This is a genomic window from Streptomyces sp. NPDC003327 (assembly GCF_053589515.1).
This window is the reverse complement of sequence record NZ_JBSFSA010000077.1, coordinates 1-13,975: the sequence shown is the minus strand read 5'-3', so window position 1 is coordinate 13,975 and position 13,975 is coordinate 1. Positions and strand designations below refer to the sequence as shown.

Annotated in this window: 14 protein-coding genes; 6 read left to right on the top strand and 8 right to left on the bottom strand. The window is 71.5% G+C overall.

Going from position 1 to position 13,975, the window contains the following annotated elements; translation table 11 throughout:
- Positions 1-81: 81 nt before the first annotated feature.
- The gene (locus ACWDVG_RS30920; RefSeq protein ID WP_451704158.1) at positions 82-723 is read right to left on the bottom strand and encodes an HAD family acid phosphatase; all 642 of its coding nucleotides are present in this window, start codon (positions 721-723) and stop codon (positions 82-84) included.
- Positions 724-895: 172 nt separating this feature from the next.
- Positions 896-2,563 carry a fumarate hydratase gene (locus ACWDVG_RS30915; RefSeq protein WP_451704156.1) on the bottom strand — a complete coding sequence of 556 codons (1,668 nt, stop codon included), beginning with the start codon at positions 2,561-2,563 and terminating at the stop codon, positions 896-898.
- A 224-nt stretch (positions 2,564-2,787) separates the two neighbouring features.
- Between ACWDVG_RS30915 and ACWDVG_RS30910 the strand changes: the two genes are divergently transcribed.
- Both ACWDVG_RS30910 and ACWDVG_RS30905 read left to right on the top strand, forming a co-directional pair.
- A complete protein-coding gene (locus ACWDVG_RS30910) occupies positions 2,788-3,489 on the top strand; it encodes a DUF1707 SHOCT-like domain-containing protein (protein WP_451704154.1) in 702 nt (233 codons plus the stop codon).
- A gap of 239 nt (positions 3,490-3,728) precedes the next feature.
- Positions 3,729-4,100: a WhiB family transcriptional regulator gene (locus ACWDVG_RS30905; RefSeq protein ID WP_451704152.1), complete on the top strand. Its 372-nt coding sequence runs from the start codon at positions 3,729-3,731 to the stop codon at positions 4,098-4,100.
- A 162-nt stretch (positions 4,101-4,262) separates the two neighbouring features.
- Here ACWDVG_RS30905 and glpX read toward each other — a convergent pair whose 3' ends face one another.
- Positions 4,263-5,294: a class II fructose-bisphosphatase gene (gene glpX, locus ACWDVG_RS30900; RefSeq protein WP_451704150.1), complete on the bottom strand. Its 1,032-nt coding sequence runs from the start codon at positions 5,292-5,294 to the stop codon at positions 4,263-4,265.
- Between the two features lie 161 nt (positions 5,295-5,455).
- Between glpX and ACWDVG_RS30895 the strand changes: the two genes are divergently transcribed.
- Complete coding sequence (locus tag ACWDVG_RS30895; RefSeq protein ID WP_451704148.1) at positions 5,456-5,944, top strand: DUF4245 domain-containing protein; 489 nt, start codon at positions 5,456-5,458, stop codon at positions 5,942-5,944.
- A gap of 115 nt (positions 5,945-6,059) precedes the next feature.
- Here ACWDVG_RS30895 and ACWDVG_RS30890 read toward each other — a convergent pair whose 3' ends face one another.
- The 4 genes from ACWDVG_RS30890 to ACWDVG_RS30875 form a co-directional block, all read right to left on the bottom strand.
- Positions 6,060-6,650 (bottom strand): malonic semialdehyde reductase, encoded by a 591-nt coding sequence (locus ACWDVG_RS30890; protein WP_451704146.1) that lies wholly within the window; start codon positions 6,648-6,650, stop codon positions 6,060-6,062.
- A 196-nt stretch (positions 6,651-6,846) separates the two neighbouring features.
- Positions 6,847-7,131, bottom strand: coding sequence for an exodeoxyribonuclease VII small subunit (locus tag ACWDVG_RS30885; protein ID WP_451704144.1), 285 nt, complete (start codon positions 7,129-7,131; stop codon positions 6,847-6,849).
- 55 nt (positions 7,132-7,186) lie between these two features.
- Positions 7,187-8,404: an exodeoxyribonuclease VII large subunit gene (gene xseA, locus ACWDVG_RS30880; protein ID WP_451704143.1), complete on the bottom strand. Its 1,218-nt coding sequence runs from the start codon at positions 8,402-8,404 to the stop codon at positions 7,187-7,189.
- A 31-nt stretch (positions 8,405-8,435) separates the two neighbouring features.
- Positions 8,436-9,821, bottom strand: a complete 1,386-nt coding sequence (locus ACWDVG_RS30875) for an APC family permease (protein WP_451704142.1) — start codon at positions 9,819-9,821, stop codon at positions 8,436-8,438.
- Between the two features lie 55 nt (positions 9,822-9,876).
- Between ACWDVG_RS30875 and ACWDVG_RS30870 the strand changes: the two genes are divergently transcribed.
- Both ACWDVG_RS30870 and ppgK read left to right on the top strand, forming a co-directional pair.
- Entirely contained in the window at positions 9,877-10,878 is a 1,002-nt protein-coding gene (locus ACWDVG_RS30870; RefSeq protein ID WP_451704140.1) for a 4-hydroxy-3-methylbut-2-enyl diphosphate reductase, read from the top strand.
- Between the two features lie 30 nt (positions 10,879-10,908).
- Entirely contained in the window at positions 10,909-11,664 is a 756-nt protein-coding gene (gene ppgK / locus ACWDVG_RS30865) for a polyphosphate--glucose phosphotransferase (protein WP_451704138.1), read from the top strand.
- Between the two features lie 104 nt (positions 11,665-11,768).
- Here ppgK and ACWDVG_RS30860 read toward each other — a convergent pair whose 3' ends face one another.
- Positions 11,769-12,353, bottom strand: a complete 585-nt coding sequence (locus ACWDVG_RS30860; RefSeq protein ID WP_451704136.1) for a DUF6542 domain-containing protein — start codon at positions 12,351-12,353, stop codon at positions 11,769-11,771.
- A gap of 251 nt (positions 12,354-12,604) precedes the next feature.
- Here ACWDVG_RS30860 and ychF point away from each other — a divergent pair, with 251 nt between their 5' ends.
- Positions 12,605-13,693, top strand: a complete 1,089-nt coding sequence (gene ychF / locus ACWDVG_RS30855; RefSeq protein WP_451704134.1) for a redox-regulated ATPase YchF — start codon at positions 12,605-12,607, stop codon at positions 13,691-13,693.
- Positions 13,694-13,975 lie beyond the last annotated feature (282 nt).

Genomic DNA, 13,975 nt, shown 5'->3' with positions numbered 1-13,975 from the left:
CGACGTCCGCGCCCAGGCCGAGCAGCTCGCCCGCGACGGGTACGCCGTACTCACCTGGTCCGCGCGGGGCTTCGGCCCCGCTCACGACAGTTTGCCGCCGTAGTCCGGCAGCTTGAACGTGCGCTCGGCGTGCCCGCCGACGAGGTCGGTCGTGTTGTTGCCGATGTTCGCGATGATCGTGTAGCCCTTGGCCTCGATCTCCGCGCGCTTGGCCGTCTTGTACGCGCCGACCTCGGCGAACAGGTCGGGCAGCGAGCGCACGTACAGGCCGTCGACCGGGTACCCCACCCGCTTCAGGTTCCAGTCGGTGAGGGAGTGGATGATCCCGGGCCGCGCGGTGACGAAGAAGACGTCCACGCCCTCGGCGTGCGCGTCCCGCACCAGGTCGCGGACCTCGGGGATGGCCGGGGTCGGCAGCTCCCAGAAGGGGTGGAAGTCCGTCTCCAGGGAGGAGTTGTCGATGTCGAGGACGATCGCCTGCTTCTCCTCGTCCGCGTTCTCGGCCCGCGCCTCGACGTACGGACGCGCCTGGGCGACGACGGCGGCGACGTCCCGGCGCCAGGTCGCGTAGTCGATGTCCGCGAGGGCCGCGGTGGACACGAGGTGGGTGTCGGGGTCGGCGGCGGACGCGGCGGGCGCCGGGCCGACCACCAGGAAGGCGGTCAGGGCCAGCGCGGCCGTGGATCCGGCGGCGGCGCGCCTGCGGAGGGGGGTGGAGGGCATGGGGGGCTCCCGAGTGGTCGACCGGCTCAGTGGTTGACATGCTCGCGACCCATACTGGCCAGTAGGCGACGGGAGGGCTACCAGTCGGTAGCGACTTTCTGAGCGGAGCCCGACGGAGCCCCCCGGTCCCGAAGGACCGGGGGGCTCCGTCGAACGCGGACGCGAGCGGGGGTCAGAGACCCGGGCCCCGCACCGGGATGTGCGTGAACGTCGGCTCCGGCGCCGGGTTCTGGAAGAAGTCGTTGCCCTTGTCGTCCACCACGATGAACGCCGGGAAGTCCTCGACCTCGATCTTCCAGACCGCCTCCATGCCGAGCTCCTCGTACTCGACGACCTCGACCTTCTTGATGCAGTCCTGCGCGAGACGCGCCGCCGGACCGCCGATCGAGCCCAGGTAGAAGCCGCCGTGCGAGCCGCACGCGTCCGTCACCTGCTTCGAGCGGTTGCCCTTGGCCAGCATGACCTTCGAGCCGCCCGCCGCCTGGAACTGCTCCACGTAGCTGTCCATCCGGCCGGCCGTCGTCGGGCCGAAGGAACCGGAGGCGTACCCCTCGGGCGTCTTCGCCGGACCGGCGTAGTACACCGGGTGGTCCTTCAGGTACTGCGGCATCTCCTCGCCCGCGTCCAGCCGCTCCTTGATCTTGGCGTGCGCGATGTCGCGCGCCACGACCAGCGGGCCGCTCAGCGAGAGCCGGGTCTTCACCGGGTACTTGGTCAGCTCGGCGAGGATCTCGTCCATCGGCTGGTTGAGGTCGATCCGCACCACGTCCGACGCCTCGTCGAGGTGCTTGTCCTCGGTCTCCGGCAGGAAGCGCGCCGGGTCGGTCTCCAGCTGCTCGAGGAAGACGCCCTCGGCGGTGATCTTCGCGACGGCCTGCCGGTCGGCCGAGCAGGACACGGCGATCGCGACGGGCAGCGAGGCGCCGTGGCGCGGCAGGCGGACCACGCGGACGTCGTGGCAGAAGTACTTGCCGCCGAACTGCGCGCCGATGCCGATCTTCTGCGTCAGCTCGAAGACCTTCTCCTCCAGCTCCTTGTCGCGGAAGCCGTGGCCGGTGGCGGCGTCGCCCTCCGTGGGCAGCTCGTCGAGGTAGTGCGCGGAGGCGTACTTCGCGGTCTTCAGCGCGAACTCGGCGCTCGTGCCGCCGACGACGATCGCCAGGTGGTACGGCGGACAGGCCGCCGTACCGAGCGAGCGGATCTTCTCCTCCAGGAACTTCATCATGGAGGCCTCGTTCAGGACCGCCTTGGTCTCCTGGTAGAGGAACGACTTGTTGGCCGAGCCGCCGCCCTTGGCCATGAAGAGGAACTTGTACGCGCCGCCGTCGGTCGCGTACAGCTCGATCTGCGCGGGCAGGTTCGAGCCGGTGTTCTTCTCCTCCCACATCGTCACGGGGGCCATCTGCGAGTAGCGCAGGTTGAGCTTGGTGTACGCGTCGTAGACGCCCTTGCTCAGCGCCTCCTCGTCGCGCCCCTCGGTCAGCACGTTCTGGCCGCGCTTGCCCATGACGATCGCGGTGCCGGTGTCCTGGCACATCGGCAGGACGCCCGCGGCGGCGATGTTCGCGTTCTTGAGCAGGTCGAGCGCGACGAACTTGTCGTTGCTCGACGCCTCCGGGTCGTCGATGATCCGCCGCAGCTGCGCCAGGTGGGCCGGGCGCAGGAAGTGCTGGATGTCGTGGATCGCCTCGGCCGCGAGCCTGCGCAGCGCCTCCGGCTCCACCTTGAGGAACGTACGGCCGTCGGCCTCGAAGGTGGAGACGCCCTCGGAGGTCACCAGGCGGTAGGGCGTGGTGTCCTCTCCCAGGGGGAGCAGATCGGAGTACGCGAACTCTGGCATCGGGGCAGCCATTCCTCACTCGGCAGACAGCAGCGCGCCGCCTCCTTTGGCGGGCGCGCCCTCCAGCGTAGAACGAGGGCGCGGCGCCGCTTTTGTGAGGTAAGGCTCACTGGGACGGGGGACCACGCCGGAACGGCGTGTTCCGCTCCGCCCGCCCCCGCCCGTCGGCGACTCGGCGGCCCGCCCCCTGGTCGCGATCTATCGCGAGTCGCTAGGCTGACTCCGTGGACCTCGAAAAGCAGCCCGACCCCGAGAAGCAGCCGCGTTCCCAGGCGGCCCCTGCCCCGCCGGTGTTCGCCGATCCACAGGGTTCGATGCGGGCGTCGGACGCCGACCGGGACCGGATCGCGGACATCCTGCGGGACGCCCTGGCCGAGGGCCGGCTCGACCCCGAGGAGCACTCGGAGCGGATCGACGCGGTCTACCGGGCGAAGACGGTCGGCGAGCTGGAGCCGATCGTCCGCGATCTGCCCGCCGCCCCCGGCGGCCGGGACGCGGCCGCGTCCGCCTACGCGTACGGGCCGGACGACGCCGAGGGCGCCGCCGACAACCTCGTCGCGGTCTTCTCCAGTACGGCGCGCAAGGGGCGTTGGCGGGTGAGCAGGCGGACGAACGCGTTCGCGCTGTTCGGCAACGTCGAGATCGACCTGACCGAGGCGATCTTCGCCCAGCGGCTCACCACCATCAACGCCACCTCGATCTTCGGCAACGTCGAGGTACGGGTCCCCGAGAACATCAGCCTGCGCGGCGGCGGCACGGGCGTCTTCGGCAACTTCGAGGTCGTCACGCTGGAGGGCGTCGACCCCCAGGCGCCGCTCGTCGTCGTCAACGGCTACTCGGTCTTCGGGAACGTGGAGGCCAGGCCCAAGCGCGGCAAGTGGATCACCGACCTCCAGGGCAAGCTGCGCAAGCACCTCGGCCACTGACGCCACGCCGCTGGCGCACGGCCGCGGACGGCCCTGACACGGCCACGGACACCCGGGTGCCGACGCCGCCGCCCCGCCTGACACCCCGCTCCCGACGCCACCGACCGCGGCGGTGACCGGAATTCGCCCCCGGGTATCCGCAGTGCGGAACGGAACGGCACGCAGTGCATAGGCGCGCGCACAGCGGGTAGGGCTGCTGCATCGCCGCTCGCCCGCGTAGCCGTCGTCAGGAGTAGACCGTGCTGCATCCGCCGCATCAGCCCCTCCAGGTCGCCGCCGTACCCCCTCAGCGTGCCCCCGAGCGGGAGGACGAGGGCGGCCCCTGGCACTCGGAGGCGGTGTGCCGCCGGGACGAGGCCGGACTCTTCTTCGCGCCCTCCAAGGAGCCGACCGCCGCGCGGCTCGCCCGCGAGGAGGCCGCGAAGCGGGTCTGCGCGCGCTGCCCCGTGATGGTCGAGTGCCGAGAGCACGCCCTGCTCCAGCCCGAGCCGTACGGCGTGTGGGGCGGCCTGACGGCGGCCGAGCGCCGGGTCGTGCTCGCCAGGCGCCGTCGGCGCGAGGTCGAGTTGCGGAAGGCCGCCGCCGGCGACCGGATCGCCCAGGCGGGCTGACGGGCCGCATCCCGGTCGCGCGCCGTGCGTCGGCGACGGACCGGACCCGGCCGCCCGTACGGGAAGGGGCGCCCCCACCGCACATGGGGGCGCCCCTCTTCGTACCGTCGTCCGGTCGTCCGGTCGTCGTCCTCGTGGTGAGCGAGGGCCGACCGGCGCGCGCTACTTCGCGCGGTCGAAGTCGATCTTGCTGTAGGCGCGCAGCTTCGAGAGCCGGTGCGTCGAGTCGATCTGGCGGATCGTGCCCGACTTCGAGCGCATGACGAGCGACTGGGTGATGGCCGTCTCGGCGCGGTAGCGGACCCCGCGGAGCAGCTCGCCCTCGGTGATGCCGGTGGCGACGAAGAAGACGTTGTCGCCGCTGACCAGGTCGTTGGTGGAGAGGACCCGGTCCAGGTCGTGACCGGCGTCGATCGCCTTCTGGCGCTCGGCGTCGTCCTTCGGCCACAGCTTGCCCTGGATCACGCCGCCGAGGCACTTGATGGCGCAGGCGGAGATGATGCCCTCGGGCGTGCCGCCGATGCCCATGAGCATGTCGACGCCGGTGCCCTCCCGGACGGCCATGATCGAACCGGCGACGTCGCCGTCCGAGATGAACTTGATGCGGGCGCCGGTCTCGCGGATCTCCTTGACGATGCCCTCGTGGCGCGGGCGGTCCAGGATGACGACCGTGATGTCCTCGGGGGAGGAGTTCTTCGCCTTGGCGACCCGGCGGATGTTCACCGAGACGGGGGCGTTGATGTCGACGTAGTCGGCGGCCTCCGGGCCGGTGACCAGCTTGTCCATGTAGAAGACCGCGGACGGGTCGAACATGGTGCCGCGGTCGGCGGCGGCGAGCACGGCGATCGCGTTCGGCATGCCCTTGGCGTTGAGCGTGGTCCCGTCGATGGGGTCGACCGCGATGTCGACCTCGGCGCCGGTGCCGTCGCCGACCCGCTCGCCGTTGAAGAGCATCGGGGCTTCGTCCTTCTCGCCCTCGCCGATGACGACGACGCCGTTCATCGAGACGGTGGAGATCAGGGTCCGCATGGCGTTGACCGCAGCGCCGTCCGCGCCGATCTTGTCGCCCCGGCCGACCCAGCGACCGGCGGCCATGGCGGCGGCCTCGGTCACGCGGACCAGTTCGAGGGCGAGGTTGCGGTCGGGGGCCTCCGGGGAGACCTCCAGCTCGGGCGGGAGGTGGTGCTCGGTCATCGGAGCGCACCTTTCTGTACGGCGACGGCCGGGATGAAGAGGGTGCTTCGACTCTATCGGTAGGTCGACATATTGAGCAGTGGGGCCCACGTTTGAGCGCGAGGACGTGATGCGACCATGGGTGGGTGGCAGGTATGCGAGGCAGGCAGACGGTACGCGGGATGTTCCAGTCCCTCGGGGTGATCATGGTCGCCGCGGGAGTGATGTATCTCTTCATCCCGCACGACGAGAACGCCGACCCGGTGAAGGCGAAGGACTACCGGGTCGAGCTGACCACGGCCCAGCGGGCGGCGCCGTACCCGGTGCTCGCGCCGGAGGGCCTGGCGGAGGGATGGAAGGCGACGGTCGTCTCGTACAAGCGCGAGCAGGGCAACGCCTGGCAGCTCGGCTTCCTCTCCCCGACGACCCAGTACGTGGCGATCCACCAGGCGACGACGGAGCCGAGGACGTACGTCCCCGACGTGACCCACCAGGCGAAGGACACCGGCCGCACCCGCACGGTGGCCGGCCAGGTGTGGCAGCTGTGGGAGGGCCCGAAGTACGACGCGCTCGTCCGCACGGGCGACGGCGCCACCACGGTCGTCACCGGCACCGCCTCGTTCGACGAGCTGGCCGAGATGGCCGGCGCCCTCCGGTCGCGGAAGGCCTGAGGCCGGACGGCGGCGCGCTCGCCCGAAGGCAGGGGAAAGCCCCCCGGTGCTCGGCACCGGGGGGCTTTCTCGACGCTCGCCGCTCGCGCGGCTTTCCGCGGTACGGCTCGGACGCTCAGACCGTGGTGATGACCTGGTCGAAGTCGAGGCGCGGGGAGCGCGGGAACCAGGCGTCGTCGCCCGGCTTGCCGATGTTGACGACCATCAGCGGGGTGTGGTCGTCGTCCAGGAACTCCTTCTGGACGCCCGCGAAGTCCAGGCCGGTCATCGGGCCGGCGGCCAGGCCGGCGGCGCGCACGCCCACGATGAAGTAGGCGGCCTGGAGGGAGGCGTTCAGGAGGGCGGCCTGCTCGCGGACCGGACGCTCGGCGAAGAAGACGTCCTTGGCCTGCGGGAAGTGCGGGAACAGCGCCGGGAGCTCCTCGTGGAACTCGTTGTCGGCGGAGAGGATCGCGACGAGCGGGGCGGTGCGGGTCTTCGCCTGGTTGCCCTCGGCCATGTGCTTCACGAGGCGCTCGCGGGCCTCCTCGGAGCGGACGAGCGTGATGCGCAGCGGGGACTGGTTGAAGGCGGTCGGGCCGTACTTCACCAGGTCGTAGATCGCCTGGACCTGCTCGTCGGTCACCGGCTCGTCGGTGAACGTGTTGGCGGTGCGGGCCTCACGGAAGAGGAGGTCCTGGGCGGCGGGGTCGAGAACGAGAGACATGCTGCGTACCTTCCGGACTGCACGGGGTTCGCTCGCCGGGGTGTTCGAGCGATGTCCTCGACAGTACGCCGATGATTGATGAAAATTCAACTAACCCATGTGGATAGTGATCCGCTTCACTCGGAGTCTACGCCCCCGGCCCGTCCGCCGGGCCACTTCCCCGCAGTTCGGCCCTCGCGCTCTCAGCCTCGCGCTCTCAGGCCTCGTCCTCCGCCTCGTCGGCCGCGCGCTCCGCCGCCAGCGAGGCGTCCAGCCGGGCCCGCGCCCCCTCCAGCCAGTGCCGGCACACCCGCGCCAGCTCCTCGCCCCGCTCCCAGAGCGCCAGCGACTCCTCCAGGGAGGTCCCGCCCGCCTCCAGGCGCCGGACCACCTCGATCAGCTCGTCGCGCGCCTGCTCGTACCCGAGCGCCGCCGACCCCGTCCCCGACCCCGTCCCCGACCCCTTCACGATCTCCCCGTCCGTATCCGTACCGCTCGCCATCTGTTCCGTCCTCCGTGTCGTCTCTGGTCATGGTGGTCCTGTGGTCCCGGTTCCGTCAGGCCGGATCGCCCACGCGGCGCACCGCGAACTCGCCCTCGGCGACCCGCGCCCGCAGCTTCTCGCCCTCCGCGACCTCCCCGGGCGACCGGACCACCGCCCCGTCCGCCCGCTGGAGCACCGCGTACCCCCGCTCCATCGTCGCCGCGGGCGACAGCGCCCTCACCCGCGCCCGCGTGTGCGCGAGCTCCGAGTCCGCCCGGTCCAGGAGGTGCCCGAGCGTCCGCCGGCTCCGCGCGAGCAGCGCGTCCAGCTCGTCCTCCCGCACCTCGACCATCCGCTGCGGATGCTCCATGACCGGCCGCGCCAGCGCGTGGGCGAGCCCCCGCTCCTCCCGCTCCAGCAGCCCCCGCACCGACCGCAGGGCCCGGTCGCGCAGCCCGCGCACCCGCTCCAGCTCCTCGCCCACGTCCGGTACGACCTTCTTGGCGGCGTCCGTCGGCGTCGACGCCCGCAGGTCCGCCACCAGGTCGAGCAGCGGCGAGTCCGGCTCGTGCCCGATCGCGGACACCACCGGCGTACGGCAGTCGGCGACCGCCCGGACCAGCTGCTCGTCCGAGAACGGCAGCAGGTCCTCGACGCTGCCGCCGCCCCTGGCCACGACGATCACGTCCACGCCCTCGTGCGCGTCCAGCTCCCGCACCGCCTGGATCACCTGCGGCACCGCCCGCACGCCCTGCACCGCCACGTTCCGCACCTCGAAGCGGACGGCCGGCCAGCGCCGCCGCGCGTTCTCCAGGACGTCCCGCTCGGCCGCCGAGGCCCGGCCGCACACCAGGCCGATCAGCTGCGGCAGGAACGGCAGCGGCTTCTTCCGGTCGAGCGCGAACAGCCCCTCGGCCCCCAGGCTCCGCTTCAGCTGCTCCAGACGTGCCAGCAGCTCCCCGATGCCGACCGGCTTGATCTCCACGGCCCGCAGCGACAGCTGCCCCCGCGGCGCGTACCACTCGGGCTTCGCGTGCACGACCACCCGGGCGCCCTCCGAGACGAGGTCCGCGACCGCGTCGAAGACCTGCCGGTAGCACGTGACGCCGATCGAGATGTCGTACGACGGATCGCGCAGCGTCAGGAACACCACCCCGGCGCCCGGCCGCCGCGACAGCTGCGTGATCTGCCCCTCGACCCAGATCGCCCCGAGCCGGTCGATCCAGCCCCCGATCATCCGGGAGACCTCACCGACGGGCAGCGGCGCTTCTGCGGACGTAGTCAGAGCCATGCACCGAGCGTAACGGCGCGGTCCGACAACGTCAGGCCCCCGGGCCGCGCCCGCCCGCACCCGGCTCGTGCCCCGCCGGCCCGCGGGTCGCGCCCTGGACCGCGAGGACCACCAGGCCGACGCCCAGCCAGACCACCCCCACCACCTGCGCCGCTACGGACGCCTCCACGATCACCGCCACCAGGATCGCCGCGCCGACGACCGGCACCACCACGTGCCTCAGCACGTGCGGCGGCCCCTCCGCCCTCCGTACCGCGAACCACCCCACCACGCTCGCGTGCAGCAGCACGAACGCCGTCAGGGCACCGACGTCCACCACCGAGACCAGATGGTCGAGACCGTCGTCCCGCCGGGCCGCCCACACCGCCGCGACCATCGTCACCGTCGCCGAGACCAGCAGCGCCACGCGCGGCACCCCCGAGTCCGTACGGGCCAGCAGGTGCGGCAGCCGCCGGTCACGGCCCATCGCGAACAGCAGCCGCCCGCCCGCCGCCTGGCCCGCGAGCGCCGCGAAAGCCGCGCCGATCGCCTTCGAGACCGCCACCAGGTCGTGCAACCAGCCCCCGACCGAGACCTCCACCGCGTCGTAGAACGCCGACCCCTGCCGGCCCGGATCCGCCGCGAGCTCCGCCGACGACACCGGCTCCAGCAGCGCCACCAGCCACGTCTGCGCCACGAACAGCACGCCCGCCAGCGCCAGACAGAAGAGCAGCGCCCGCGCCACCTTCGCCGAACCCCCCGTGACCTCCTCCGCGAACGAGGCGATCGCGTCGAAGCCCAGATACGACAGCACCGCCACCGACACCGCCCCGACCACCGCGGCGAACGAGAACGCCCCGTCCCCGGTCAGCGGCGACCACCAGTCGCGCTGCGCCCCGTCCCGTACGAGCGCCACCACGGCGGACACGACGAAGACCAGCAGCACGACGATCTCCATCGCCAGCACCGCGAAGCCGACCCGCGCCGCGGCCCGCACCCCCCAAAGGTTCAGCAGCGTCGTCACGACGACCGCGATCCCCGTCCACACCCACCGGTCCACCGACGGAACCAGCGCCTCCATCGCGATCCCCGCGAAGAGGTACGCGACGGCCGGGATGAGCAGGTAGTCCAGCAGCGCCATCCACCCGGCGACGAACCCCGGCCCCTCGCCGAGCCCCTTCCGCGCGTACGTGAAGACCGACCCGGCCTGCGGCGCGACCCGCACCATCTGCGCGTAGCTGAACGCCGTGAACGCCATGGCGACCGTCGCCACGACGTACACCAGTGCGACGGCCCCGTGCGACTTCGCGTCGAGCGTGCCGAAGACACCGACCGGAGCCATGGGAGCGATGAAGAGCAGCCCGTAGACGACAAGGTCACGGAACCCAAGGTTCCGGCGGAGCTGGGTGTGCTCGTCCACCCGCGTTTCCTCGGCCATGGCGCACAGTCTCGGCCACGCCGCGGATCAAACCGCTCACCGACGCGGCCTTACGATGGGACCCATGACTGCTACGCCCGCGACCCACCGCCCCAAGCGTGTCCTGCTCGCCGCTCCCCGCGGCTACTGCGCGGGCGTGGACCGTGCCGTGATCGCCGTGGAGAAGGCCCTGGAGCAGTACGGGGCCCCCGTCTACGTCCGCCACGAGATCGTCCACAACAAGTACGTCGTCCAGACCCTGGAGCGGAAGGGCGCCATCTTCGTCGACCAGGCGACCGAGGTCCCGCCCGGCAACATCGTGATGTTCTCCGCGCACGGCGTCGCCCCGACCGTCCACGAGGAGGCCCGCCAGGGGCGCCTCGCGACCATCGACGCGACCTGCCCCCTCGTCACCAAGGTCCACAAGGAGGCCGTGCGCTTCGCCAACGAGGACTTCGACATCCTCCTCATCGGCCACGAGGGCCACGAGGAGGTCATCGGCACCTCCGGCGAGGCCCCCGACCACATCCAGCTGGTCGACGGCCCCGAGGACGTCGCCAAGGTCGAGGTCCGCGACCCCTCCCGGGTCGTCTGGCTCTCCCAGACCACCCTCTCCGTCGACGAGACGATGGAGACCGTCGACGCGCTCAAGGAGAAGTTCCCCCAGCTCATCTCCCCGCCCTCCGACGACATCTGCTACGCCACGCAGAACCGCCAGACCGCGATCAAGGAGCTGGCCGGCCAGGCCGAACTCGTCATCGTCGTCGGCTCCAAGAACTCCTCCAACTCCCAGCGCATGGTCGACGTCGCCCTCCAGGCCGGCGTCCCCGCCGCGTACCTCGTCGACTTCGCCAGCGAGATCGACGAGGCCTGGCTGGAGGGCGTCACCAGCGTCGGCCTCTCCTCCGGCGCCTCCGTCCCGGACGTCCTCGTCCAGGAGGTCCTGGAGTGGCTCGCCCAGCGCGGCTACGCCGACGTCGAGATCGTCAAGACCGCCGACGAGTCCCTCACCTTCTCGCTCCCCAAGGAGCTCCGCCGCGACCTCCGCGCCGAGGCCGCCCGGCTCGTCGAGGAGTAAGTCGCCTCCTCTGCCCGTACGGTGGGGTCCATGAACGTCTTCGGAGTGGACATCGGCGGCTCGGGCATCAAGGGCGCTCCCGTGGACCTGGAGCGCGGAGCGCTCGCCGAGGAGCGCCGCAAGGTACTGACACCACAGCCCGCCACACCCGACGATGTGGCGGGCTGCGTCGCGGAGGTCGTGGAGCACTTCGGCTGGACCGGACCCGTCGGGGTGACCTTCCCCGGCGTCGTCACCGGCTCCACCATCCGCACCGCCGCCAACGTCGACAAGAACTGGATCGGCGTCGACGCGGCCCGCCTCATCGGCGACCGCCTCGGCGGCCTGCCCGTCACCGTCCTCAACGACGCGGACGCGGCCGGCGTCGCCGAGATCACCTTCGGCGCGGGCCGCGGCCGCACCGGCACCGTCATCCTCCTCACCCTCGGTACGGGCATCGGCTCCGCCCTCTTCGTCGACGGCCGCCTGGTCCCCAACACCGAGCTCGGCCACCTGGAGCTCAAGGGCCACGACGCCGAGAAGCGCGCCTCCTCCAAGGCCAGGGAGGACGAGGAGCTGACCTGGGAGCACTGGGCGACCCGGCGCCTGCGCAAGTACCTGGAGCACGTGGAGATGCTGTTCTCGCCGGAGCTCTTCATCATCGGCGGCGGAGTCAGCCGCAAGGCCGACAAGTTCCTGCCCTACCTCGACGGCATCCGCGCGGAGATCGTCCCCGCCCAGCTCCAGAACGACGCCGGCATCGTCGGCGCGGCCATGCGCGCCGCGGCCACCACCACCACGACCTGACGGCGACCGTCAGACGGCGGACGCCCGGCGCGAGACCTCAGGCGCCGGGCGTCCGACGGCCCAGGTCACGGCGGGAGCTCACGGACGGAGCTCACGGACGGAGCTCACGGACGGCGCTCGGCGGTGGCCGGACGGCCACCGCCCGCGGCCTCCTGCGCCCCGGCCCGGGCGAGCCGGGCGCGCCGCTCCTGCCGCCGCCCCATGTCCCGCACCTTGCGCACGCTCGCGATGAGCCCGGCCACGAGCGTCCCGCCGTACAGCCAGCCCGCGTGCACCGCGAGCGCCGTCACGACCGCCATGGCCTGGCCGCCCACCCCGCCCGTACCCCCGGAGATCGGTACGACCCCGACGGCGAAGGCGATCGGCACGGCGATCGGCGCCGTCACCAGGTCGGCCGTCCGCACCCACAGCGCGGTCAGGGCGCACACCGGCAGGAACAGAAGCCCGAAGACCAGCGGCGAGCCGTCGAACAGCAACCAGTCCAGGCAGCCGAGCACCAGCATCGCCGCGGCGGCGAAGAGCCCGGCCCCCAGCCCCGTCAGCCGCGGCGACGGCAGCCGCCGCAGCGCCAGGACCACCGGCGGCACCGGCCGGGCACCCGGCGGCCGCCCGGCGGCCACCCGCTCCACGCGGGCCTCCCGCCCGGCACCGTCGCGCGTGCGCCCCGACCGGCCCTTCACCCGGTACACGGCCGCGCCCTCCACGAGCGCCCCGGGCGGCGTGAGGGGCCTTTGCGGCCGTCGGCGGCCTTGCGGCTGACTTGTCCTGTGCTGCTCCACTCCACCAACGTAGGTCGGGAAGGGCCGGGAACCCGGTCCGGGACACGCCCTTTGGGTGACCTTGGACCGGAGTTCGACCGAAGGTCGCCGTCGCTGGCCGGTTCCCCCCGCCCGTAAACTGGGGGATCGGCCCACCATCCCACCCTCAGGAAGTCGCCACCGTGTCGCTCACGATCGGAATCGTCGGTCTGCCGAATGTCGGCAAGTCGACCCTGTTCAACGCCCTGACCAAGAACGACGTACTGGCGGCCAACTACCCGTTCGCCACGATCGAGCCCAACGTCGGCGTCGTCGGTGTCCCCGACGCCCGCCTCACGAAGCTCGCCGAGATCTTCGCCTCCCAGCGCGTCCTCCCGGCGACGGTCGACTTCGTCGACATCGCGGGCATCGTGCGCGGCGCGAGCGAGGGCGAGGGCCTGGGCAACAAGTTCCTCGCGAACATCCGCGAGTCCGACGCGATCTGCCAGGTCATCCGGGCCTTCAAGGACGAGAACGTCGTCCACGTCGACGGCAAGGTCTCGCCCAAGGACGACATCGAGACGATCAACACCGAGCTGATCCTCGCCGACCTCCAGACCATCGAGAAGGTCCTGCCGCGCCTCCAGAAGGAGTCCCGGATCAAGAAGGACGTCGCTCCGAAGGTCGCGGCGGTCGAGGCGGCCAAGGAGATCCTGGAGAGGGGCGACACCCTCTTCTCGCAGGGCATCGTCCAGGGCTCGGAGAACGCCGAGCTCCTCCACGACCTCCACCTCCTCACCACCAAGCCCTTCCTCTACGTCTTCAACGTCGACGAGGACGAGCTCACCGACGACGCCTTCAAGGACGAGCAGCGCGCCCTCGTCGCCCCGGCCGAGGCGATCTTCCTCAACGCCAAGCTGGAGGCGGACCTCGCCGAGCTCGACGAGGAGGACGCCATGGAGCTCCTCCAGTCCGTCGGTGCCGAGGAGCCCGGCCTCGCCACCCTCGCCCGCGTCGGCTTCGACACCCTCGGCCTCCAGACCTACCTGACGGCCGGCCCGAAGGAATCCCGCGCCTGGACCATCAAGAAGGGCGCCACGGCCCCGGAGGCGGCCGGTGTCATCCACACCGACTTCCAGAAGGGCTTCATCAAGGCCGAGGTCATCTCCTTCGACGACCTCGTCGCCACGGGCTCGGTCGCCGAGGCCCGCTCCGCCGGCAAGGCCCGCATGGAGGGCAAGGAGTACGTGATGCAGGACGGCGACGTCGTCGAGTTCCGCTTCAACGTCTAGCCACGTCCGGGCCCGCGAAGGGGCCGACTCCCCGGGAGTCGGCCCCTTCGCCGTACCCCGGGAGGCCGGGGGTTGACACGGCCCCGCCCGATCCGTAGTGTTCTCCGAGTTGTCCGACGTGAGCACCGACTCCGGTCGGCCCCGGACAGCGATTCCGCAAGATCCTCAGAAGCCGACGGTGCTTTGCCGTGCCGTTGTGCCTCTGAATGTTTTTGCGAAATGAGGAATCCGCGTTCGAAGGTTTGGACGCGAGTCCCCGATTAGCGTCGGGGGCGGGGAATC